The sequence below is a fragment of the Mycobacterium sp. genome (genome assembly GCF_035633495.1).
GTDB lineage: Bacteria > Actinomycetota > Actinomycetes > Mycobacteriales > Mycobacteriaceae > Mycobacterium.
The window spans coordinates 1-23,518 of the sequence record NZ_DASQEU010000056.1 but is presented as its reverse complement, the minus strand read 5'-3'; the positions used below and the strand labels follow the sequence as shown (position 1 = coordinate 23,518).

The window sequence follows — 23,518 nt, the reverse complement described above, 5'->3', positions numbered from 1 at the left end:
AGCGCTCGTCAGCCATCAGGCGCGGGCCTTCTCCACGAGCTCGTAGGCCTCGATGACGTCGCCTTCCTTGATGTCGTTGTAGGTCAGCGTCAGACCACACTCGTAGCCGTCGCGAACCTCGGTGGCGTCGTCCTTCTCCCGCTTCAGCGACGAGATGGTGACCGTCTCGGCCACCACGACGTTGTCGCGGATGAGGCGCGCCTTGGCGTTGCGTCGGATGATGCCCGAGGTGACGAGGCAGCCGGCGATGTTGCCGACCTTGGACGACCGGAAGATCGCCCGGATCTCGGCGCGGCCGAGTTCCTTCTCCTCGTAGATCGGCTTGAGCATGCCCTTCAGCGCTGCCTGGATCTCGTCGATGGCCTGGTAGATCACCGAGTAGTACCGGATGTCGACACCCTCGCGGTTGGCCAGCTCGGTAGCCTTGCCCTCCGCGCGGACGTTGAACCCGATGATGATGGCATTCGAGGCCGACGCCAGGTTGACGTTGGTCTCGGTGACACCGCCGACGCCGCGGTCGATGACGCGCAGTTCCACCTCGTCGCCGATGCCGATACCCAGCAGGGCTTCCTCCAGCGCTTCGACGGTGCCGGAGTTGTCGCCCTTCAGGATCAGGTTCAGCTGGCTGGTTTCCTTCAGCGCTGCATCGAGATCGTCCAGGCTGATGCGCTTGCGGGTGCGCGCGGCCAGAGCGTTTCGCTTGCGCGCGCTGCGCCGGTCGGCGATCTGGCGGGCGATCCGGTCTTCGTCGACGACCAACAGATTGTCACCGGCACCGGGCACCGACGTGAAGCCGACGACCTGTACGGGCCGCGACGGGAGCGCCTCTTCGACGTCCTCGCCGTGCTCGTCGACCATGCGCCGGACGCGCCCGTAGGCGTCGCCGGCGACGATCGAGTCACCCACGCGCAGCGTGCCGCGCTGGATGAGCACCGTGGCCACCGGGCCGCGACCGCGGTCCAGGTGCGCCTCGATCGCCACGCCCTGGGCCTCCATGTCGGGGTTGGCCCGCAGGTCCAGCGTGGCGTCCGCGGTCAGCAGCACTGCTTCGAGCAGGTGATCGATGTTGGTGCCCTGCTTGGCCGAGATGTCGACGAACATGGTGTCGCCACCGAAGTCCTCCGCGACCAGGTTGTACTCGGTGAGCTGCGCCCTGATCTTGGCCGGGTCGGCGCCCTCCTTGTCGATCTTGTTGACCGCCACCACGATCGGCACGTCCGCCGCTTGCGCGTGGTTGATGGCCTCCACCGTCTGCGGCATGACACCGTCGTCGGCCGCGACCACGAGGATCGCGATGTCGGTCGCCTTCGCACCGCGGGCACGCATGGCGGTGAACGCCTCGTGGCCCGGGGTGTCGATGAAGGTGACCAGTCGCTCGTTGCCGTCCAGCTCGGTGAGGACCTGGTAGGCACCGATGTGCTGGGTGATGCCACCAGCCTCGCCCTCACGGACTTTGGCCTGGCGGATCGTGTCCAGCAGTCGCGTCTTGCCGTGGTCGACGTGGCCCATGACCGTGACGACCGGCGGACGGAACTCGAGATCGTCCTCGCCGCCATCGTCCTCGCCGTAGGTGAGGTCGAACGACTGCAGCAACTCGCGGTCCTCGTCCTCCGGGGACACGACCTGCACGACGTAGTTCATCTCGCCGCCGAGCAGCTCGAGGGTCTCGTCGCCGACCGACTGCGTGGCGGTGACCATCTCACCGAGGTTGAACAGCGCCTGCACCAGCGCGGCCGGGTTGGCGTTGATCTTGTCGGCGAAGTCCACCAGCGACGCACCGCGGGCCAACCGGATGGTTTCGCCGTTGCCGTGCGGCAACCGCACGCCTCCGACGACCGGCGCCTGCATGTTCTCGTACTCGGCGCGTTTCGCCCGCTTCGACTTGCGACCGCGCCGGACTGCGCCGCCGGGACGGCCGAAGGCACCTGCCGCGCCGCCGCGCTGGCCGGGACGAGCACCGCCGCCACCGCCACCTGGGCGTCCACGGAATCCACCTGCGGGTGCGCCACCGGGCGCTCCGGCGCCACCGGCGCCGCCACCGCGGTAGTTACCGCCACCACCTGCACCGGGCGGACCGCCGGGACGTCCACCGCCACCGGGCCCACGGGCGCCGGGGGCTGGCCGCGGTCCACTGGGACGACCCGTTGCTCCTGGCCGTGCGCCTGGCGGGCGCGGGGGCATGTTGCCGGGGGTGGCCCCGGGGCGCGGTCCGCCACCCGGGCGCGGGGGGCCACCCGGACGGGGTGGTCCGCCTGCACCCTGCGGGGGCCGCGGAGCGGCACGCTCGACGGGCTGCTGCGTGGAGAACGGGTTGTTGCCGACGCGGGGCGCGCGGGCAGCGGGCTTCGGCGCGCCGGGTCGGGGACCCGGGGTCGGACCTGCGGGAGCGGTGGGGTCGGCCGGAGCGGACGGGGTTGCCTCGACCTGCGGCTGGGCCGGCGGTGCGGCGACGACCTCGGGCACGACGACCGGCGCCGGCGCCGGTGGCGGCTCCGGCGCGGCAGGCGGCAGCGGCGCGGCGGGCTTGGGCCCACCCGGCTTCGGCGCCGAGGTGACCACACCACCGTTGGTGGACTCACCGCCGGTGGCCGCCTTGGGGGCCGCGGGTGCCGACTTCGCGGGGGCGGGCTTCGAGCCGCCGCCCAATGCCTCACGGAGCCGACGGGCGACGGGCGCCTCGACGGTCGAGGATGCTGATTTGACGAATTCGCCCTGTTCGCTCAGCCGGGCGAGAACTTCCTTGCTGGTGACACCGAGTTCCTTAGCCAACTCGTGCACGCGGGCCTTGCCTGCCACTACATCTCCTGTCTAGGAGGCGACAGCAGTGGGCCGCGCCTCGGGTTTAGCTATGACGCATGGTCATCGGAACTTCACGGTGTGCTCATGTTCTTCGCTACCTGTTCTGTTGCCGGGCGGACCGAGGCTTCACCTTCTGTGAAGAACTCGACCACCGCGGAGGTGTCCGGCGAACCGGTGATGCGCAACGCTCGCACGAATGCCCGCCGCCGGATTGCCACGTGTAGACACTGCTGGTCGGGATGCAGCCATGCACCCCGCCCCGGCAGGTTACCCGCTGCGTCGACGGTGATGGATTGATTGCCATCTCCGTCGTGCACCGCGGCCACTCGAAGCAGTTCGACGGCCAGCACACGCTTCCGGCATCCGACACACGTCCGCACTGGTCCTTCGGGACTTCGATGCATCCGTGCGCGGGCAACCGAACTCTCGCGCTGGATCACGGCTCAGTCTACCGTCACGATCACCGCAGAATGAAACGCGTGCCCGCTACCCCTCGCGAGAGGCGCCGTGCGGTGCCTCCGCGTCGGGCGTCGGCGCCGCGTCACTGCGAATGTCGATCCGCCAGCCGGTCAGGCGGGCGGCCAACCGCGCGTTCTGCCCCTCCTTGCCGATCGCGAGCGACAACTGGAAGTCCGGCACCACGACGCGTGCTGCTCTCGCGGTCTCGTCGATGACGGCCACCGACACCACCTTGGCCGGCGATAGGGCATTGGCCACGAACCGCGCCGGGTTCTCGTCGTAGTCGATGATGTCGATCTTCTCGCCGGACAACTCGCTCATCACGTTGCGCACTCGCTGGCCCATCGGACCGATGCAGGCCCCCTTGGCGTTGAGACCCGAGACTCGCGACGTCACCGCGATCTTGGAGCGATGGCCTGCCTCGCGGGCGACGGCGACGATCTCCACGGAGTTCTCGGCGATCTCGGGCACCTCCAACGAGAACAGCTTGCGCACCAGGTTCGGGTGGGTACGGGACAACTCGATCTTCGGTTCTCGCACACCGCGTGTCACACCGATGACGTAGCAGCGCAACCGATCCCCGTGGTCGTAGGACTCGCCCGGGACCTGCTCGGCGGGCCGGATGACCCCTTCGGAACCCTTCGCCTCCGTGCCGAGACGCACGATGACGTTGCCGCGAGCGTTCTCTCGGGCGTCGCGTTGGACCACACCGCCGACGATGTCACCCTCCCGCGCCGAGAACTCGCCGTACATCCGCTCGTTCTCGGCGTCACGGAAGCGCTGCAACATCACCTGACGGGCGGTGGTGGCCGCGACCCGGCCGAAACCCTCTGGGGTGTCGTCCCATTCGCTGATCAGGTTGCCGTCGTCGTCGGTCTCCCTGGCGAGCACCTTGACCACGCCGCTCTTGCGGTCGATGTCGATGCGAGCCTCGGCCTCGTGGCCCTGGGTGTGCCGGTACGCGGTCAGCAGTGCGGACTTGATGGTCTCGAGCAGTTCGTCGACCGAGATCCCTCGGTCCACTTCGATCGCATGCAGCGCACCCATGTCGATGTTCACTCTTCAGCCTCCTTGCCAGACACCCCGGCCAACTCGAGCTCGAGCGGGTTCGGGGATGAAAACTCCACCTGCACAACGGTATTGGCCACATCGAGAATGGAAAGTTCGCGAATGGTGAGTCCTGCTCGGCGATCTGCGACCACCAGCCGCACGACACCGTCGGTCGACTCGCCCAACCGGCCCATCACCTGCGAGCCGTCGGTCAGCGTCACCTCGACCTTGCGCCCCTGGGCGCGGCGGTAGTGGCGCTCGGCGGTGAGCGGGCGATCCACCCCGCGCGACGTGACTTCCAACAGGTAGGGGGCTTCGTCAGCCGATTCGTCGAGCTGATCCAGCAGTTCGGAGGCCAACCGCGACAACGTGGCCAGGGAGTCTAGATTCAGGCCGTGGTCGCCATCGGCGATCACGACGACGCGCGGAGGGCGCGCGGTGGACTCGATGACGACGTCCTCGACTTCGTATCCCGCGCGGCCGAACTCAACTTCGAGCAGCTCGATCACCTGCTGCGGGGACGGCAACCGCACTGACCGTAGCGGAATCTCCGATGCCACGGTGAGCTCCTCGTCTTGAGTTGTACGGACACGATTCCACCGAACTTCGAGCGGAACCGAGTTTCAACGATACGCCAGCAGGGCAGAGCCGAGTGGCAAACGTTCGGCAAGCCCGCGGTGTTCGACGTCCGACGGGTCCGCATGGGCGGGATGGCAGGATGTTGCTGTGCCGAGCGCCCTCCCCACCGTCAGCAGGCGGCGTGTGCTCGTCGGCGCGGCAGCGTTGGCGCTGCTGGGGGGCACCGTTGCCACCGCCTGTGGATCGACGCCGCCCGTGCAGGAGATGGATGCCTTACTCAGACAACTCGACCGGGCACACGGCGACAGCGAGCTCGCCGGCAACGCCGCCACCGCGGCCCCGCCGAAGATCGCCGCGGTGCTGACGGTCGTCGCTGCGCAGCGCGCCGCACACGCTCAGGCCCTCACCGACGAGATCATCAGAATCTCCGGCGAGGCGCCACCGACGTCCTCCACCGCGACGACGGCATCGTCTTCGACGACTACCTCCGGCCCTCCCCCGAAGCCGCCGACCGCCGCGGACGTCGTCGCAGCGCTCCAGCAGTCCGCCGACGGCGCCACCCTGCTGGCGACCCAGCAGTCGGGCTACCGGGCGGGTCTGCTCGGCTCGATCGCGGCGGCATGCACCGCCGCCGCCACCGTGGCGTTGGCCGACGCCGGGCCGACGCCATGACCTCCCCCGACACCACGTCGCCGAGTCCGTCCCGGCCGTCGGACGCCGCGGACGGCGCCCTGTTCGACGCGGTCACGGGCGTGCATGGGGTCATCTACGGCTACGGCGTCGTGTCCGCGCACTCGGCGCCCGACGTCAACGCCCTGGTGTCCGAGTCGCTCGCGGGGCACCGCGAACTGCGCGAGGAGGCCATCGCGAGACTCACCGCCCGCAACGTGACTGCGCCGGTCCCCGCGGTCGGGTACCAGATGCCGTTCGTCGTCGACGGACCCACTGCCGCCGGCAGGCTGGCAGTCCGGATGGAGGAGGACTCCGCAGTGGCCTGGCGCGCGTTCCTCGAGCAGGCGAAGGCCGGGGACGACCGCGAGCTGGCCGTCACCGCCCTGACCCGGTGCGCGGTGACGGCAGCCAAGTGGCGCGGTGTGCTGGGCGTCGTGCCGACCACGGTCGCGTTCCCTGGCGGCACCGAATAGCCGGCTAGCTCGCGAGGGTGGCCGCAATCGCCGCGGCCGCACCGTCGACGGGTATCTCCCGGGCCTCGCCAGTGAAGCGGTTGCGAATCTCGACGACGCCGTCGGCGAAACCGCGGCCCACCACGACGATCCACGGGACGCCCAGCAGTTCGGCGTCCTTGAACTTCACCCCCGGCGACGCCTTGCGGTCGTCGAGCAGCGGCTCCACCCCGAGCAGATCCAGTTGCCTAGCGAGTTCGGTTGCCCCGGAACGGGCTTCGGCATCGTTGTTGGCGATGACGACGTGCACGTCGAACGGCGACACCGAGGACGGCCAACGCAGGCCGATGTCGTCGTGGCTCTGCTCGGCGATGACCGCGACCAGCCGGGACACCCCGACGCCGTAGGAACCCATGGTCAGACGGACCGGTTTGCCGTTCTCGCCGAGCACGTCGACGGCGAACGCGTCGGCGTACTTGCGGCCGAGCTGGAAGATGTGGCCGATCTCGATCCCCCGTGCCGCGACCAGCGGGCCCGCGCCGTCGGGTGAGGGATCACCGTCACGCACCTCTGCGGCCTCGATGGTGCCGTCCGCGACGAAGTCACGTCCGGCGACGAGGCCCACGACGTGCTTGCCGTCCTCGTCGGCGCCCGTGATCCAGGCCGTCCCGTCGACGATGCGCGGATCGACCAGATAGCGAACGCCGTTGGCCGACAGCGCCTTCGGCCCGATGTAGCCCTTGACCAGGAACGGGTACTTGGGGAAGTCCTCCGCTGGAAGCATGACGTACTCAGCCGGGTCCAGCGCCGCACCCAGCCGCTTGTCGTCGACCTCGCGGTCCCCGGGCACACCGATCGCCAGCAGCTCCCAGTCGCCGCCCGGTTCGCGGACCTTCAGCAGCACGTTCTTCAACGTGTCGGCGGCCACGACCTCGCGCCCCGCGAACTGAGGGAGGCCGGCCCCGTTGGCCCAGTCCACCAGTGTCGCGATGGTCGGAGTGTCGGCGGTGTCGTGGACGACCGGATCCGGCAACCCCTCGATGGGCAGTGACTCCGGGCGCGCCGTGATGACGGCCTCGACGTTGGCGGCGTAACCCGACTCCAGGCAGCGGACGAACGTGTCCTCGCCGACCTCGCTCTCGGCCAGAAACTCCTCCGAGGCGCTGCCGCCCATCGCGCCCGACACCGCCGAGACGATGACGTACTTGACGTTCAGTCGCGCGAAGATCCGCTGGTAGGCCTCGCGGTGGGCGTGGTAGGCCGCCTTGAGCCCGTCGTCGTCGACGTCGAACGAGTAGGAGTCCTTCATCACGAACTCGCGGCCACGCAGGATGCCCGCACGCGGCCGGGCCTCGTCGCGGTACTTGGTCTGAATCTGGTAGAGCCGCAGCGGGAAGTCCTTGTAGGAGCTGCACTCCCCCTTCACGGTGAGGGTGAAGATCTCCTCGTGGGTGGGCCCGAGCAGGTAGTCGCTGCCCCGCCGGTCCTTGAGGCGGAACACGCCGTCGCCGTACTCGGTCCACCGGTTCGTGGTCTCATACGGCGCGCGTGGCAGCAACGCGGGCAGCAGAATCTCTTGTCCGCCAATGGCGTTCATCTCCTCGCGGACGATCTGCTCGATCTTGCGGAACACCCGCAGACCCAGCGGCAGCCAGCTGTAGAGGCCAGGCCCGATCGGACGGACGTAGCCCGCCCTGATCAGCAGCTTGTGGCTCGGCACCTCGGCGTCGGCGGGGTCGTCGCGCAGCGTACGCAGGAACAGTTCGGACATGCGGGTGATCACAGCCGACAACCTTAATCAGTCGCGGCCCTGCCACGTGCAGACGCACACCTCGTTGCCCTCGGGATCGGCCAGCACCCAGAACGCGGGTGCGGCATCGTCGGCCAGCAGTGTGCCCCCTGCCGCGAGCGCCGCCTCGATGCGGGGCCGGGCCCGTTCGGGCGGGACGTCGACGTCGAGGTGGATGCGGTTGCGCTGGAAGATCCCGAGTCGATGCGCTCCTGCCCGCCGGACGGCCGCGGCGCGTCCATCTGCTGGAACCAGATGGCGGGCCCACGCCGGAGTGGGTCCAACAGGGCGCCGTCGGGCAGGTCGGGCGGGCTCGGTTCGTCGACGTATCCCGTCACGGCCTTCCAGAACGGCCTGATGAGCGGGATGTCGAGTGAGTCGATGGCGATCTCGATGGTCTGCGGCGCCACGGTCCCGTCGCCGGGTTCGGTGCGCGGCGCCCGTGGGGCGAGCGCCTGGTCACGCGGTGCGCCAGCCCAATGTCGTGTTCGGTGACCGAACCTTCGGTGGTGGTGTGCAGACGCAGAACGACGCGATCGGCGTGCAGATCGGCGCTCGGGTGCCCGTCGCCCTCGGCTCCGACCGCCGAGACGGCGATCGATGCCGCGGCGGCCAACGAAGGCACCGCGACGTGCGTGACGGCAACCCCGAGGATCAGCCGCCAGCCCAGCCGATCGACGGCTTCGGAGATCCGTTGGCGGGTGAGGGCGACGGCCATGACGTCACGCTAGCGCGCTGCCACGACACCAACGGCCGGCTACAGTTCGCCGGCCTCCACCGCTTCCTTCGTATGCTGCGCCCTGGCGATGTCGCGGGCGGAGAAGCCGATCCAGAACGCTGCGATGCCGACCAGGATCGAGATGCCGGCGACCCACAGCAGTGAATAGGTGTAGCCCTCGCCGAGCGCGTCGAGTTGGGCGGGTGTCATGTTCTTCACCGGACCCGTGGTGCCGCCGAGATAGAGGGTGCGCGAGGTCTGTACCGCCATGACGACCACCAGCACGAGTGGGCCGCCGAGGTTTTGCACCATGAGCGTGATTGCCGCGACGGGGCCGATCTCGCGGGGCCCTACCCCGGCGACGGCGCACAACGGCAGCACCACCGAGATGATGCCGATCCCAAAGCCACCGATGACGATCGGCAGGAAGAGGTTCGGGAAGTACGGGATGCTGCGATCCAGCGTGGACCCGTAGAGCATCGCGGCGAGCACGTACAGGCCGCCGCCGATGATCAGCCAACGCGGGGCGATAAGTGGTGCCAGCTTGGTGGCCAGCACGTTGCCGACGCCGACGGCCACCGCGAACGGGAGGAAGCAGACCCCGGCCCGCAGTGCCGAGTACCCAAGCACGTCCTGGGCGAGCAGGCCGACCATCACGGTGACGGTCAGCAGAACCCCACCGCCGAGGAACCATGCGGTGAAGGTCATGACCCGGTTGCGGTCGTCGAACACCGAGAATGGCACCAGTGGGTTCTCGGCGGAGCGTTCGGCGAACAGGAACGAGACGAAGAAGATCACCGACGCGACGGCCGCGCCCACCACCCACGGGTCGAGCCAGCCGCGCGGCGGGCCCTGGGTGAACACCAGCACCGCCGACGTACACCCCAGCGTGGCCAGCAGTGCGCCCGTGATGTCGAGCTTGAGCCGTTCGTGGTGAGTCTCGCCGATCCGCAGCCAGGCGATCACGATGATGACGACACCGATCGGCACGTTCATGAGGAAGGCCAGCCGCCACGAGATGACGGTCAGCAGGCCACCGAGTACCAAGCCGAGTACCGAGCCCGTCGCCTGCATCCCCGCCGATACCGCCATGGCCTGGTTTCGGGCATGCCCGACGGCGTAGGTGGTGGCGATGAGAGCCAGACCGGTCGGGGCGGCCACGGCCGCGCCGATGCCCTGCAGCGCGCGCGCCACGATCAGCGTGAACTCGTCGTTCGCCAAACCGCATATCAGAGACGCGATGGTGAAGACGCCGACGCCGGAGAGGAAGGCGCGTTTCTGACCGATCGCGTCACCCACCCGCCCACCGAGTAGCAGCAGCCCGCCGAACGTCAGGACGTAGGCGGTGATGACCCAGCTCTTGCCTGCGTCGGAGAGATCGAGATCGGCCTGCATGCGGGGCAGGGCGACGATGACGATGGTGCCGTCGAGGGTCGACATCAGCTGCATGCCCGTGATCGCGATGATCGCGATGCCGAGGACGGACGACGACAACGGCGCAGTCGAATGGTCCGTCGACCCTGAGGAACCACCCGCGGCAGACATCACCGGACACCCTACCCAGGGGGCCCGGGATCAAACGGACACCGAACGGCCCGGGGCTAGCGGGGTGTCAGATCTCGCCTGCGTCGATCGCTTCCTTGACTTCCTGCGCCTGGGCGACCTGCTGAGCCGTGTAGCCGATGAACAGCGCGACGAGCCCGACGATGACGGCCACGGCGGCGACCCACAGCAGCCCATAGGTGTAGCCCTGATCGAGTGCGTGCAGTTGCGCGTCGTTCATGTTCTTGACCGGGCCGGTGGTTCCGCCGAGGTACAGCGTCCGCGACGTGATGACCGCCTGGATGATGGCCAGGACGACGGGGCCGCCGAGGCTCTGGAGCATCAGGGCGATCGCGGAGACCGGACCGATCTCGTCGAACGCGACGCCGGCGATGGCCGACACCGTGAGCGGCACGACGATCATGCCGATGCCGAAGCCGCCGACCGTGATCGGTATCACCAGGTTCGGGAAGTACGGGATGTCGCCGTTGAGCGTGGAGCCGTAGATCATGGCCGCGAGGACGAACACGCCGCCTGCGATCACCAGCACGCGCGGCGGGAAGATCGACACCAGATACGACGACAACCCGAGGCCGATGCCCAGCGCGACGACGAACGGGATGAAGCCGATACCGGCGCGAAGTGCGCTGTAGCCCATGATGTCCTGCACGTACAGGCCGATCAGCACCGTCAGCGTGAACATCACACCGCCGGCGAGGAACACCGCCGCGAAGGTGGCGACCCGGTTGCGGTCGCGGAACAGGGTGAACGGGACCACGGGATTGACCGCCGTGCGCTCGACGTAGACGAAGGCCGCGAAGAACACCAGCGCCGCCAGGCCAGAGCCCAGCGTGAGCGACGACTGCCAACCCTTCTCCGGGCCCATCGAGAAGCCGAAGACGGCCGCGGTGCACGCGAGCGTCGCGAGGATGGCCCCCGCCGCGTCGAGCTTCATCCGCTCGCGGTGCGTCTCGCGCAGCGTCCTGCGGGCCAGGTAGATCATCACCATGCCGACCGGGACGTTCACCAGGAACGCCCAGCGCCACGAGACCTCGGTCAGGGCGCCGCCGACGACGAGGCCCATGACCGACCCGACGCCGGTCATGGCCGCGAAGACGGCGGTGGCCGTGTTGCGGGCCGGGCCCTTCGGGAACGTGGTGGCGATCAGGGCGAGGCCGGTGGGTGACGCGATGGCCGCGCCGACACCCTGGGCCAGCCGCGCGACGACGAGGGTGGTCTCGTCCCACGCCACGCCGCACAGGATCGAGGCGATGGTGAACAGCGCGACGCCGACGATGAAGGTGCGTTTGCGGCCGATGGTGTCGCCGAGGCGTCCACCCAGCAGCATCAGGCCGCCGAAGGTGAGGACGTACGCGGTGATGACCCAGCTGCGACCGGCGTCGGACAGGTTGAGCTCGTCCTGAATCTTGGGAAGCGCGACGATCGCCACGGTGCTGTCCATCGTGGCCAGGAGCTGCATGCCGCCGATCGCGATGACCGCGGCGACGAAGCGGCGCGACGGCAGCCACGTCGGATACCAGCTGCTCTTCACGATCTGGGCCGGTGTGATCGGCATGGGCAGGGCCCGCTCGCCGGCGTCTTCCGCATCACGTTCGATGGCGGCGCGCTTTGCGTCATTGAGAGCCGTCATGACGGGTTACCTTACAGTAATCTTAGGAACCCTTTAATTGGCGAAGGCCGCCACCGCGCCGATCACGATGATTGCGGGAGGTCGAATGCCGTCCGCCCGGATGTGTTCCGGCGCGTCGGCAAGCGTGGTGCGGAGGGTCCGTTGCGCGGCAGTCGTCCCGTGCTGGACGACCAGGACCGGCGTTTCCGCAGGTCGGCCACCTTCCAACAACGCCTTGGTGAAGAGTTCGATCCGCTCGACGGCCATCAGCAAGACGATCGTGCCCGACAGCGCCGCCAGCGCATCCCAATTCACTAACGATTCGGGGTGCCCCGGCGCAACATGGCCGCTGACCACCACGAACTCATGGGTGACGCCTCGATGGGTGACCGGGACTCCCGCCAGCGCAGGAACGGCTATGGCACTCGTCACACCGGGCACCACGGTCACCGGAATCCCCGCGTCGGCGCACGCCAACAACTCTTCGTGACCCCGCGCGAAGACGTAGGGGTCGCCACCCTTGAGCCGCACGACGAACTTGCCCGCCCTCGCGCGGTCGATCAGCACCGCGTTGATCGCGTCCTGAGCCATGGAGCGGCCGTAGGGGATCTTCGCCGCGTCGATGACCTCGACGTGGGGCGGTAGCTCGGCCAGGAGCTCAGGCGGCGCGAGGCGGTCGGCGACGACGACGTCGGCGTGGGCGAGAAGTCTGCGTCCCCGCACGGTGATGAGCTCGGGGTCGCCGGGGCCACCACCGACCAGCGCGACGCCGGTGTGCTGCGAGCCGGGTGCGTCGGCGACGATGACGCCCTGCTGCAGCGCTTCGTGGATGGCCGACCGGATGGCGGCCGAACGACGATGCTCACCACCGGCCAGCACGCCGACACTGAGTCCGTCGTATTCGAACGAGGCGGGGGTGACCGCGGTGCCATCCCGCGCGATGTCGGCCCGTACGCAGAAGATCCGCAGCCGCTCGGCCTCGGCGACGATGGCTTCGTTGACCGCGGGATCGTCGGTCGCGGCGATGGCGTACCAGGCACCTTCGAGATCGCCGTCGCGGAAGTCGCGCAGTACGAGAGTGATTCCCTCGATCGCCTCGACGGCAGGCGTCGCCGCGCGGGTGATGACGTGGACGTCGGCACCATTGGCCAGTAGCAGGGGTATTCGTCGCTGCGCGACACTGCCCCCGCCGACGACGACGACCTTCTTGCCGTTCAGGCGCAGGCCGACGAGGTAGGCGTTCTCGGTCACCCGGCGAGCTTAGAGGTTGCCGCCGCGGCGACGAAGCGGACCGCTGCTCCGGGGTGGGCCGAGGCGTGCGAATGCAGATAGGCGGCATGCACGCCGCCGGCGACCGCGCCGTCGGTCACCGATGCCCCGGCGCCGTCACGGAAGCCCCAGGCCGGTTCGTGGTTGCCGGCGAATGTGACTGCGGTGCGGTGGAATTCATGCCCGACGACGCGAGCGCCCGCCTGGTGCAAAGACGAATCGCCGAGTGCGACGGCGTCGCGGTAACCCAGTGTCAGCCGGGGGGTGAAGCGAGCAGTGCCGGGGAGCACGCCGCACATCGGATGCCCGTCGAGATCGTCCACCAGGTACGTCAGGCCGGCGCATTCCGCGTGGATGGGCGCACCCCGTCCGCCCAGTTCCCTGATCTGTTGGCGGACAACGTCGTTGGCCGACAGCTCGGCCGTGAACTGCTCGGGGAATCCACCGGGTATCACCAGCGCGTCGGTGGAGGGTGGCAACGAGTCCGTCAGCGGGTCGAACGTGACGACGTCCGCGCCTGCGGCGACGAGCAACTCCGCGTGCTCGGGGTACCCGAACGTGAACGCCCGTCCCGCGGCGAGCGCCACGGTGACGTCCCCGGGGACCGGGTCAGCCACCTGCGGTGTCCACGGCTCGGTGTCGACGTGCGAGGCCGCGACGGCCGCGACCGCGGGCAGGTCGACGTGGCGTGCGACGAGGGTGGACATCGCGTCGACCGCGACGAGGGCGCGCTGGCCGTGTTCGGCTGCGGTCACCAAGCCTAGATGCCGGGACGGCACCGACAGTTCGTCGGCGCGTGGGATCGCACCGAGCACGGGCACGCCCGCCTGTTCGCACGCTTGCCGGAGAACCGCCTCGTGCCGCGGCGAACCGACTCGGTTGAGGATGACACCCGCCATCCGGACGGAGCGGTCGAACGTCGAGAACCCGTGCAGCAGTGCGGCGATGCTATGACTCTGACCACGGGCGTCGACGACCAGCACCACCGGCGCCCCGAGCAGTCCCGCGACGTGTGCGGTCGACCCGCGAGCGGGACCGGAGGCATTTGCATCGATGCGACCGTCGAACAGGCCCATGGCGCCTTCGACCACTGCGACGCCGGCGCCGGCGCTGCCGTGCCGATAGAGCGGTCCGATCAGGTGATCGCCGACGAGGACGGGGTCGAGATTGCGACCGGGTCGGCCTGCGGCGAGCGCGTGGTAGCCGGGGTCGATGAAGTCGGGGCCGACCTTGAACGGTGCGACGGTGCGACCGGCCCGCCGCAGGGCACCCATCAGTCCGGTGGCCACGGTGGTCTTGCCGCTGCCGGAGGAGGGCGCGGCGATCACGACTGCGGGGACTCTCACGTCACCACTCTCCGCGAGCGTGCGTCGACTCGGACATTGTGGCGGCGTGTCGCCCGCAGACACGCACGCTCGCGCAAGAGAAAGGGGTCACCATTCGATCCCCCGCTGGCCCTTGCGGCCAGCGTCCATCGGGTGCTTGACCTTGGTCATCTCCGTGACCAGGTCGGCGGCGTCGAGCAGCCGCGCGGGGGCGTCGCGGCCGGTGATGACGACGTGCTGCCTGCCGGGCCGGGACACCAGGACCTCGACGACCGCGTCCACGTCGACCCAGCCCCACTTCAATGGATAGGTGAACTCGTCGAGGACGTAGAAGTCGTGACGCTGCTCGGTCAGCCGGCGCGCGATCTCGGCCCAACCGGCGGCCGCGGCCGCCGCGTGATCGACGTCAGATCCCGGCTTGCGGGACCACGACCAACCCGAACCCATCTTGTGCCACTCCACGGGCCCGCCGACGCCATGCTCGTCGTGCAACCGGCCGAGTTCGCGAAATGCTGCCTCCTCGCCGACCTTCCACTTCGCGCTCTTGACGAACTGGAACACCGCGACGTCGAAACCCTGGTTCCAGGCGCGCAGCGCCATCCCGAAGGCGGCCGTGGACTTGCCCTTGCCGGGGCCGGTGTGGACCGCCAGCACGGGGGCGTTGCGACGTGCCCGCGTCGTCAGGCCGTCGGCCGGGACGGCGAGCGGTTGGCCCTGTGGCATCGGAATTCTCCCCCGTCCCGGATCAGGCGGCCCGGCCGTCGGCGTGCGACGTGACCAACCGCGTCAATCCGTCGGCGCGAAGCTGCGCGAGCCGCACCGCGTGTGCGCCGAGCTGAGTGGCCAGCACTTCGGCCAAACCCAGCCGTACGTAAGAGGTTTCGCAGTCGACGACGACGGCCGCCGCGCCCTCGGCGAGCAGCATCGCCGCCGCCGTTCGGGTACGTCCGAGCGGATCGGGGCCGCCCGTCGCCCTGCCGTCGGTGAGAACCACCACCAGGCTGCGACGCGCACGGTCGCGTGCCTTCTCCCGGACCACCAGGTCCCTGGCCGCGAGGAGGCCCTGCGCCAGCGGCGTCTTGCCTCCGGTGTCGAAGCGTGCCAACCGTCTACTGGCGATGTGCACCGACGACGTCGGCGGAAGGAGCACCTGCGCCTGCTGCCCACGGAAGGTGACGACGGCGACCTTGTCCCGACGTTGGTATGCGTCGCGCAGCAGCGACAGCGTGGCGCCGCCCACCGCGGACATGCGGTCGCGCGCCGCCATCGACCCCGACGCGTCGACCAGGAAGATGACCAGATTGCCTTCTCTGCCTTCGCGAATGGACCGACGCAGGTCGGTCGGACCGAGCCGCGGTCGCCCCGGCCCGGTCTGCCGCTCCGCGGCGGCGAGCAGCGTGCCGAAGACGTGCAGGCCGTGACCGGCCTGGGGATCCTCGGTGGCCGACACCGGCGTGCCCGTCCGGTTGCGGGCCCGCGAGCGACGACCGGGAGCGCCCTCACCGACGCCGGGCACCACCAGCGCCTTCGCCCGGAACGTCGCCGTGGGCGCACCGTTGGGACGCGGCGCCGACGACGGTGAATTGCTCTGCGGCGCAAAGTTATTGGTCGCCTCGGCGTCGGAGGCCTCCGGCGCACCGTCCCCGCCGCCCGGCGGGTCGGGCTCTGGATCCGGCTCGGGTTCGTCGGCCGACTGGCCCGCCTGGCTCATCGCCTCGTCCAGCTGATCGGGATCGAGGCCCGCGTCGTCGAAAGGGTCGCGACGGCGGCGGTGCGGGAGGGCGAGTTCCGCGGCGACGCGAACGTCCTGCTCCTCCACCCGATCGGCGCCACGCCACGCCGCATGCGCCACGGCGGTGCGGGCCACCACCAGGTCGGCACGCATACCGTCGACGTCGAACGCCGCGCACAAGGCCGCGATCCGGCGTAACTCGTTGTCCGGCAGCACCACCGCTGCGACCATGGCGCGCGCGAGCACGATCCGGCGGGACAGATCGGCGTCCTCGGAGGCATACCGCGCGGCGAAAGCGTCGGCATCGGCCTCGAAGTCCATGCGCCGCCGGATCACCTCGACGCGGGTGTCAACGTCGCGGGACGCATAGACGTCGACCGTCAAGCCGAACCGGTCCAGCAGCTGCGGACGCAGCTCGCCCTCTTCGGGATTCATGGTGCCCACGAGCATGAACCGGGCCTCGTGACTGTGCGAGACACCGTCGCGCTCGACGTGCACGCGGCCCATCGCGGCCGCGTCGAGAAGCACGTCGACCAAGTGGTCGTGCAACAGGTTGACCTCGTCGACGTACAGAACACCGCCGTGGGCGCGGGCCAGAAGACCCGGCGAGAAGGCGTGCTCGCCGTCGCGCAGCACGCGCTGCAGATCCAGCGACCCCACCACGCGATCCTCGGTGGCACCGATCGGCAGTTCGACCAGGCGCGCGCCCTCGTCGACCGCCGCGAGCACCATGGCCAACGCGCGCACCGCCGTCGACTTCGCGGTGCCCTTCTCGCCGCGGATCAGCACACCGCCGATCTCGGGCCGCACCGCGCACAGAATCAGCGCCAGTCGCAGCCGGTCCTGGCCGACGAGCGCGGAGAAGGGATACGGCGTGGGAAGAGGAGTCGTCACGGGCCGTCAGCCCGCGCCGTGAAGTCCGCTGCGGCGCAGCATCGGGATGTGCGGAATACCGTCGTCGAGGAATTCGTCGCCGTCGCGGACGAAGCCGTGTTTGGCGTACATCTCCTCGAGGTAGGTCTGGGCGTCGATGCGGCACGGGTCGTCGCCGACCTCGGCGAGCGCAGCCTGCATGAGCCGGCTGGTGTGGCCGTGACTCCGCTGGCTGCGCTTGGTGCACACCCGCCCGATGCGAAAGACCTTCTCCCCACGGGGATGTTCCTCCATCAGGCGCAGTGTCGAGATGACCTTGCCGTCGGGATCCTCGAGCCAGAAGTGCCGCGTCTCGGCGAGCAGGTCACGTCCGTCCAACTCGGGATACGGGGTCGCCTGCTCGACGACGAAGACCTCCACCCGAAGCTTCAGCAGCTCGTAAAGCGTTGCGGCGTCCAGATCCTTGGCCCAGCTTCGACGTGGCGAGATCGTCACGGTGCGACTGTCATACGGGGACCGCGGGCACGTCCGTGGCCTTGGCGTCGAGCTTGAGCACCTCCGTGCCCCAGGCCCACACTTCCTCGAACAGCTTGGGCTCGTCGGAGAGTTCGGTGCCGAACGACGGCACCATCTCCTTGAGCTTGGGCTGCCATCCCGGGAAGCGGTCGGGGAAGCAGCGCTCCAGGACGTCGAGCATCGCCGGGACGGCCGTCGAGGCGCCGGGCGATGCGCCGAGCAGACCGGCGATGCTGCCGTCGGCGGCCGCGAGCACCGTGGTGCCGAACTCCAGCACGCCGCCCGCGCCCTTGCGGCGGATCACCTGAACGCGTTGGCCAGCGATATCGAGTTCCCAGTCGGAATCGACTGCGCTGGGTGCGAACTCACGCAGCGAATCCACTCGGTCGGCCTCGCTCAGCAACAGCTGACCGACCAGGTACTTGACCAGGCTCATCTCGGTGAGACCGACACCAAGCATCGAGCCCAGGTTGTTGGGCTTCACCGAGAAGGGCAGATCGGTGACCTTGCCCTGCTTGAGGAACTTCGGCGACCACCCGGCGAACGGGCCGAACAGCAGCCAGGAGCGACCCTTGATCACGCGGGCATCCAAGTGCGGCACCGACATCGGCGGGGCGCCCAGCGGTGGCGCGCCGTACACCTTGGCCTGGTGCATCGCCGCCAGCTCGTGGTTCCCGGTGCGCAGCCACTGGCCGCCGACGGGGAAGCCGCCAAAGCCCTTGGTCTCCTTGATGCCCGACTTCTGCAGCAGGGGCAGCGCCCCACCGCCCGCGCCCACGAACACGAACTTTGCATTGATCTTGCGCTTCTGACGGGTGCGGCGGTTGGTGACCTTCAGCGTCCAGCTGCCGTCGGACTCCTTGCTCAGGTCGCGCACGTCGTGCCCGAACAGCGTCGTCATACCGCGCTGCACGGCGTACCCCATGAGCTGTCGTGTCAGCGAACCGAAGTCGACGTCGGTACCGTCCTGGGTCCAGTTCAGCGCGACGGGCTCGGAGAAGTCACGCTTCGCCGCCATCAACGGCAGCCGACGGGCGAATTCGTCCGCGTCGTCGATGTACTCCATCGACGCGAACAGCGGGTTCTGCACCAGCGTCTCGCGGCGGCGCTTGAGGTACTCGCGGTGATCGGCCCCGTGCACGAAGCTGACGTGCGGGATGGGGTTGAGGAAGCTGCGTACGTCGGGCAGGACGCCGCCCTCGACGGCGTGCGCCCAGAACTGCCGCGACACCTGGAACTGCTCGTTGACCTGAACGGCCTTGGCGATCTCGATGGTGCCGTCGGCGCGCTGCGGGGTGTAGTTCAACTCACACAAGGCGGAGTGGCCGGTGCCCGCGTTGTTCCAAGGATCGCTGCTCTCGGCGGCGGCTCCGTCGAGCCGCTCGATCAGCGTAATGGACCAGTCGGGCTCCATCAGCTTCAACAACGTGGCCAGCGTCGCACTCATGATGCCCGCGCCCACCAGCACGACGTCGGTCTTAGCTACCTCAGACACCTGATCCAGGACCCTTCGTGGTCGTGTACCCGCTCGTCGCGCGTGCAGGGTTACCAGGTTATCCCGTCGGCCTCGCGGGCATTTGGTCGGCCGACACCCATCCCGCCCCTCCGCGAGGACTCGATCGCCGCATAGAGTGAGTCCGTGACACCGCGGGAACCTGGCGGGGAGCCCACCTGGGAACCCGACGTGCTGCCCGGCTATTGGCAGCAAACCCTGCCGCTGGGCCCCGATCCGCACGGCGAGGGCGATCTCGTCGCGACACTGGTGCGACGAGGAGGCGGCGGAGGCGGCAAGCACGCCGTGCTGGCGCTGCACGGCTACACCGACTACTTCTTCAACACCGAACTGGCAGATCACTTCGCCGACCGCGGGTTCGGTTTCTATGCGCTGGATCTGCACAAGTGCGGCAGGTCACGCCAGCCAGGGCAGACGCCGCACTTCACCACCGACCTGGCGGGCTACGACGACGAACTGGACCGTGCGCTCGGCGTCATCGCGGCGGACGCTGGGAGCGGCGAGGCCGTTCGGGTGTGCATGTACGGTCACTCCGCAGGCGGGTTGATCGCGACCCTGTGGCTGGATCGGCTCCGCCAGCGCGGCGCCGCGTCGCACATCGGCGGGCTGGTGCTCAACAGTCCGTTCTTCGACCTGCACGGACCGGCGATCCTGCGCACCGCGCCCACGTCGGCCGCGCTCATCGCCCTGGCCCGATTCCGCAAGCTGCAGGTGATCCGCAAGCCCACCCCCGGCGGTTACGGGACCAGCCTGCACCGCGACTACGCCGGTGAGTTCGACTACGACCTCGACTTGAAGCCGCTCGGCGGATTCCCCGTCACGTTCGGCTGGATCAACGCCATGCGACGCGGCCAGGCGAGACTGCACCGCGGTCTGGACGTCGGTGTGCCCAGCCTCCTGCTTCGATCGGACCACAGTGTGCCGGAGGCGCCCGATCCCGAGTCGATTCAGCGGGGTGACGCCGTGCTCGACGTGAAGCAGATCGCCCGCTGGGCAGGCTGTGTGGGCAACCGTCAGACGATTGCGCCGATCACCGACGCCAAACACGACGTGTTCCTGTCGCTGGCCGAGCCGCGTGCCGCCGCCTACGCCGAGCTGGGCCGCTGGCTCGACCACTACCTAGGCTCTGAATCTCGGAGCCCTACAACGAGATCCGGACGGAGCTAGCCACGTGGAACACTTCGATCTGGCGATCATCGGAACGGGCTCGGGCAACAGCATTCCGGACCCGGGTGTAGACGCGAGATACGGTGACATGCGCGTCGCGATCTGCGAAGAGGACACGTTCGGCGGTACCTGCCTCAACGTCGGCTGCATCCCGACCAAGATGTTCGTCTACGCGGCCGAGGTCGCCCAAACCATCAGGGAGAGCTCGCGTTACGGCATCGACTCGACCCTGGACAAGGTGCGCTGGCCCGAGATCGTCAATCGCGTGTTCGGGCGCATCGACCCGATCGCGGTGGGCGGTGAGCAGCACAAGCGCAGCCTGGCCAACGTGCGGGTGTACACCAGCCACACCAGGTTCGGGCCCACCCAGCCCGACGGGCGCTATACCCTGCGCACCGACGCGGGCGACGAGTTCACCGCCGACAAGGTGGTCATCGCGGCGGGTTCCCGCGCTCACGTTCCCCGGGCCATCGCCGAATGCGGCGTCGAATACCAGACGAGCGACACCATCATGCGGATCCCCGAGCTCCCCGAGCATCTGGTCATCGTGGGCGGCGGTTTCGTGGCCGCGGAGTTCGCACACGTCTTCTCCGCGCTCGGCGTACGCGTCACGATCGTGGTCCGCGGGTACGGCCTCCTGACCCACTGCGACGAGTCGATCTGCTATCCGTTCACCGACCTCGCGACGGAGAAGTGGGATCTGCGCACCCACGAGAACGTCGTCGGCGTCCATTGGGACGGCGACCGCTGCGTCCTCGAACTCGACGACGGTAAGACGATCGAAGCCGACATGCTCCTGGTGGCGACCGGGCGGGTGCCGAACGGCGATCGACTCGATGCCGAGCTGGCCGGCGTCGAGGTCGACGACTCCGGTCTGGTGCTCGTCGATGACTACCAACGCACCACGGCGCGTGGGATTTTCGCGCTCGGTGATGTGTCGTCGGAGTATCAGCTCAAACACGTCGCCAACCACGAGATGCGCGTCGTGCGGCACAACCTGCTGATCGACTGGGACGACACCGCGTCCATGCGCGCGTCCGACCATCGCTTCGTCCCGTCGGCGGTGTTCACCCATCCTCAGATCGCCATGGTGGGGATGACCGAGGACGAAGCGAGGGCGGCCGGGTTCGACGTGGTGACCAAGGTGCAGAAGTACGGCGACACCGCATACGGCTGGGCGATGGAGGACGAGCACGGCGTCGCCAAGCTGATCGGCGATCGTCCGACCGGCAAGATCCTCGGCGCTCACGTCATGGGTCACCAGGCTTCGTCGATCATCCAGCCGATCATCCAGGGGATGAGCTTCGGTCAGACCGCGAAAGAGGTTGCCCAGGGCCAGTACTGGATCCACCCCGCGTTGCCGGAGGTGATCGAGAACGCGCTGCTGGGGTTGCTGTAGCGCGTTAGGACGGGCTCCAGCGCTCCTCGATCCGACCGAAACGCCAGATCGCGAGTGCTGCCAGCCAGACCACCACGAACAGCCCGACGATGGTGAATCCGACGAATTCGAGGTCGGCCGAGCCGATGAACGCCAACGGTCCGGACTCGATGCCGAGGCGGTCGACCAGCAGTCCGATCAGCACGATCACCCCGATCACCAGCGCGACGAACACCGACAGCACGGTGATCGTCAGGTTGTAGTAGACCTTGCGAATCGGCTTGAGGAACGCCCAGCCGTAGGCCCGGGCCATGAAGATCCCGTCGGCGGCGTCGAACAAACTCATCCCCGCCGCGAACAGCACCGGTAGCACCAGCACGGCGTACCAGGGCAGCGTGAAGGCCGCGGTACCGGCGGCGAGCACCAAGAGAGCCACCTGCGTCGCGGTGTCGAAGCCGAGCCCCATCAGCAGTCCCACGGGGTACAGGTGCCACGGCTTGCTGACCCGCCGCATCACGCGTCCGAGCAGCCTGGCCAGAAAACCACGGCTGTTCAGCTGGCGTTCGAGCTCGGCTTCGTCGAAGTCCCCGGTCCGCATCTCGCGGAACACCTTGGCGATGCCGACGACGGCGAACAGGTTCGTCAGCCCGATCAGGATGAGGAACGTGCCCGCTACCAGGGAGCCGATCAAGCCGAGGGTCTGCAGCATCGGCGAGTTCTCGTCCTGAACCGGCCCGACGAGCGCCTTGACGCCGAGAGCGAGCAGGAAAGCCAGCCCGAACACGACGCTGGAGTGGCCCAGCGAGAACCAGAACCCTGCCGACAGCGATCGCTTGCCCTCCCCGACCAGCTTGCGGGTGGTGTTGTCGATGACCGCTATGTGGTCGGCATCGAATGCGTGCCGCACCCCGAGGAGGTAGGCGGTCAGGCCGAGGCCGACCCCGAACACGCCGGTGGATCCCAGGGTGATGTGCTGCGGGGCGACGCCGAACACCAGGACGCCCCAACCGAAGAGGTGAAGGAAGAGGACGACACCGCCCATGCCGACGATCGACGTCCAGTCGGTGCGATCGAGAGGGCTCGCGACACGAGGATCAAACCGGGATTCCGATGCCGTGCTGACGATCACATGCCCTCCAAGCGCCGCGAATCCGGGTGTGGCTCGACCCTAGGCGGCGTCCTCTCATCTGTCTAGCTGTTCAGATGTTCAGGTCGACGAACCGTCCAGATGGGTAGGTCAGCCGTGCGCAGCGCCTATCCAGTGCAGCAGGTCGTGGACGATCTCGTCCTCGAGCCGGTAGGCCACCGAGCGACCCACCCGGGTGCTGCTCACCCAGCCCTGTTGCCGAAGTACCCGAAGTGCTTGTGAGACGGAGTTTTCCGAACGACCCACGACGGTGGCCAGATCGCTCACGAAGATTCCCGGCGCGCGGTGCAAGCAGAGCAGGATCTCGAGCCGGTTGGGGTCTGACAGCAGGTCGAAGCGCCGCGTCCAGCCGTTGATGTCGACGTCGGCGAGCGCCGAGGACGCGTGCCGCGCCACCGCCTCGCCGCCAAGCTCCATGTGTGCAATTTAGTCCACGGATGGCGCTGGACACCCCTCATCGGTCGCGGGAGGCGGCGCTCAATCAGTCGAGGAAGCCGTGCAGAAGCGCAGCGGAGCCCCATACGTGTGCCGCCATCGTCTCGCCCGCACCGGCACCGTCGCCCGCCAGGATCGCCATCACGATCGCCTCGTGCTGATCGTCGGAGTGCGCGATGTTGCGGGCGAGGAGCGGGATGTGGTCGAGCAACTCGTTGAGCCGCATCCGGTTCTCGGCGACCAGCGGCACCAGCGATGGTGCGCCGGCGGCCTCGGCGATGGCGAGGTGCAGGCGCGAGTCCAGCCGACGGTAGTCCTCCAGCGCAGCCCCTCGGACATCCGCCAGCCGGGCCCACAACGTCTCGCGCTCACCGGCGGTAAGCGTCCGACCCGCCGCCATCCGCGCCGCACCCACTTCGAGGATCTCGCGCAGCCGCAGTGCGTCGTCGATGTCGGCGCGGCTGAATCTGATT

At 68.7% G+C, this 23,518-nt stretch carries 22 protein-coding genes; 4 read left to right on the top strand and 18 right to left on the bottom strand.

Translation table 11 applies throughout. The features are described from left to right. Positions 1 to 15: 15 nt before the first annotated feature. From infB to rimP, 4 genes are all read right to left on the bottom strand, one after another. Complete coding sequence (infB, locus tag VET27_RS08515; protein ID WP_526517012.1) at positions 16 to 2,796, bottom strand: translation initiation factor IF-2; 2,781 nt, start codon at positions 2,794 to 2,796, stop codon at positions 16 to 18. 74 nt (positions 2,797 to 2,870) lie between these two features. Continuing rightward, positions 2,871 to 3,149, bottom strand: coding sequence for a DUF448 domain-containing protein (locus VET27_RS08510; protein WP_526517010.1), 279 nt, complete (start codon positions 3,147 to 3,149; stop codon positions 2,871 to 2,873). 136 nt (positions 3,150 to 3,285) lie between these two features. Continuing rightward, on the bottom strand, positions 3,286 to 4,317 hold the full coding sequence (gene nusA / locus VET27_RS08505) for a transcription termination factor NusA (RefSeq protein WP_526517008.1): 1,032 nt from the start codon (positions 4,315 to 4,317) through the stop codon (positions 3,286 to 3,288). Then, positions 4,314 to 4,868 (bottom strand): ribosome maturation factor RimP, encoded by a 555-nt coding sequence (rimP, locus tag VET27_RS08500; protein WP_526517006.1) that lies wholly within the window; start codon positions 4,866 to 4,868, stop codon positions 4,314 to 4,316. Before rimP ends, nusA begins: the two co-directional genes overlap by 4 nt. 166 nt (positions 4,869 to 5,034) lie before the next feature. On the opposite strand from rimP, the gene VET27_RS08495 reads away from it, so the two are divergent. Together VET27_RS08495 and VET27_RS08490 are read left to right on the top strand one after the other, a co-directional pair. Further along, complete coding sequence (locus VET27_RS08495) at positions 5,035 to 5,559, top strand: hypothetical protein (protein WP_526517004.1); 525 nt, start codon at positions 5,035 to 5,037, stop codon at positions 5,557 to 5,559. Then, positions 5,556 to 6,032 carry a ferritin-like domain-containing protein gene (locus VET27_RS08490; RefSeq protein WP_526517002.1) on the top strand — a complete coding sequence of 159 codons (477 nt, stop codon included), beginning with the start codon at positions 5,556 to 5,558 and terminating at the stop codon, positions 6,030 to 6,032. The genes VET27_RS08495 and VET27_RS08490 overlap by 4 nt, the downstream gene beginning before the upstream one ends. A 4-nt stretch (positions 6,033 to 6,036) precedes the next feature. On the opposite strand, the gene VET27_RS08485 is transcribed toward VET27_RS08490, so the two are convergent. The 11 genes from VET27_RS08485 to mqo form a co-directional block, all read right to left on the bottom strand. After that, a complete protein-coding gene (locus VET27_RS08485) occupies positions 6,037 to 7,794 on the bottom strand; it encodes a proline--tRNA ligase (RefSeq protein WP_526517000.1) in 1,758 nt (585 codons plus the stop codon). Between the two features lie 15 nt (positions 7,795 to 7,809). After that, complete coding sequence (locus VET27_RS08480) at positions 7,810 to 7,995, bottom strand: VOC family protein (RefSeq protein ID WP_526517340.1); 186 nt, start codon at positions 7,993 to 7,995, stop codon at positions 7,810 to 7,812. A 139-nt stretch (positions 7,996 to 8,134) separates the two neighbouring features. Further along, on the bottom strand, positions 8,135 to 8,518 hold the full coding sequence (locus tag VET27_RS08475; RefSeq protein WP_526516998.1) for a 4a-hydroxytetrahydrobiopterin dehydratase: 384 nt from the start codon (positions 8,516 to 8,518) through the stop codon (positions 8,135 to 8,137). Between the two features lie 39 nt (positions 8,519 to 8,557). Further along, entirely contained in the window at positions 8,558 to 10,063 is a 1,506-nt protein-coding gene (locus VET27_RS08470) for an MFS transporter (protein WP_526516996.1), read from the bottom strand. A gap of 67 nt (positions 10,064 to 10,130) precedes the next feature. After that, positions 10,131 to 11,711, bottom strand: a complete 1,581-nt coding sequence (locus tag VET27_RS08465; protein ID WP_526516994.1) for an MFS transporter — start codon at positions 11,709 to 11,711, stop codon at positions 10,131 to 10,133. A gap of 33 nt (positions 11,712 to 11,744) precedes the next feature. Continuing rightward, positions 11,745 to 12,941, bottom strand: a complete 1,197-nt coding sequence (cobA, locus tag VET27_RS08460; protein WP_526516992.1) for a uroporphyrinogen-III C-methyltransferase — start codon at positions 12,939 to 12,941, stop codon at positions 11,745 to 11,747. Further along, complete coding sequence (locus tag VET27_RS08455) at positions 12,938 to 14,305, bottom strand: cobyrinic acid a,c-diamide synthase CobB (protein WP_526516990.1); 1,368 nt, start codon at positions 14,303 to 14,305, stop codon at positions 12,938 to 12,940. The genes cobA and VET27_RS08455 overlap by 4 nt, the downstream gene beginning before the upstream one ends. Positions 14,306 to 14,392: 87 nt before the next feature. After that, the gene (gene cobO / locus VET27_RS08450) at positions 14,393 to 15,007 is read right to left on the bottom strand and encodes a cob(I)yrinic acid a,c-diamide adenosyltransferase (protein ID WP_526516988.1); all 615 of its coding nucleotides are present in this window, start codon (positions 15,005 to 15,007) and stop codon (positions 14,393 to 14,395) included. A gap of 22 nt (positions 15,008 to 15,029) precedes the next feature. Next, positions 15,030 to 16,910, bottom strand: coding sequence for a magnesium chelatase subunit D family protein (locus VET27_RS08445; protein ID WP_526516986.1), 1,881 nt, complete (start codon positions 16,908 to 16,910; stop codon positions 15,030 to 15,032). 6 nt (positions 16,911 to 16,916) lie between these two features. Beyond that, positions 16,917 to 17,384: a GNAT family N-acetyltransferase gene (locus VET27_RS08440; RefSeq protein WP_526516984.1), complete on the bottom strand. Its 468-nt coding sequence runs from the start codon at positions 17,382 to 17,384 to the stop codon at positions 16,917 to 16,919. Between the two features lie 10 nt (positions 17,385 to 17,394). Then, positions 17,395 to 18,900, bottom strand: a complete 1,506-nt coding sequence (gene mqo, locus VET27_RS08435; protein ID WP_526516982.1) for a malate dehydrogenase (quinone) — start codon at positions 18,898 to 18,900, stop codon at positions 17,395 to 17,397. Between the two features lie 144 nt (positions 18,901 to 19,044). On the opposite strand from mqo, the gene VET27_RS08430 reads away from it, so the two are divergent. Further along, complete coding sequence (locus VET27_RS08430) at positions 19,045 to 20,085, top strand: alpha/beta hydrolase (protein WP_526516980.1); 1,041 nt, start codon at positions 19,045 to 19,047, stop codon at positions 20,083 to 20,085. A 4-nt stretch (positions 20,086 to 20,089) separates the two neighbouring features. After that, complete coding sequence (mtr, locus tag VET27_RS08425) at positions 20,090 to 21,484, top strand: mycothione reductase (RefSeq protein WP_526516978.1); 1,395 nt, start codon at positions 20,090 to 20,092, stop codon at positions 21,482 to 21,484. 4 nt (positions 21,485 to 21,488) lie between these two features. Here mtr and nicT read toward each other — a convergent pair whose 3' ends face one another. The 3 genes from nicT to VET27_RS08410 form a co-directional block, all read right to left on the bottom strand. Then, a complete protein-coding gene (nicT, locus tag VET27_RS08420) occupies positions 21,489 to 22,589 on the bottom strand; it encodes a Nickel transporter NicT (RefSeq protein ID WP_526517338.1) in 1,101 nt (366 codons plus the stop codon). A gap of 111 nt (positions 22,590 to 22,700) precedes the next feature. Beyond that, positions 22,701 to 23,027, bottom strand: a complete 327-nt coding sequence (locus VET27_RS08415; RefSeq protein WP_526516976.1) for an ArsR/SmtB family transcription factor — start codon at positions 23,025 to 23,027, stop codon at positions 22,701 to 22,703. 64 nt (positions 23,028 to 23,091) lie between these two features. After that, positions 23,092 to 23,518, bottom strand: a 427-nt coding sequence (locus VET27_RS08410; protein ID WP_526516974.1) for a FadR/GntR family transcriptional regulator, incomplete at its 5' end; no start/stop codon positions are given.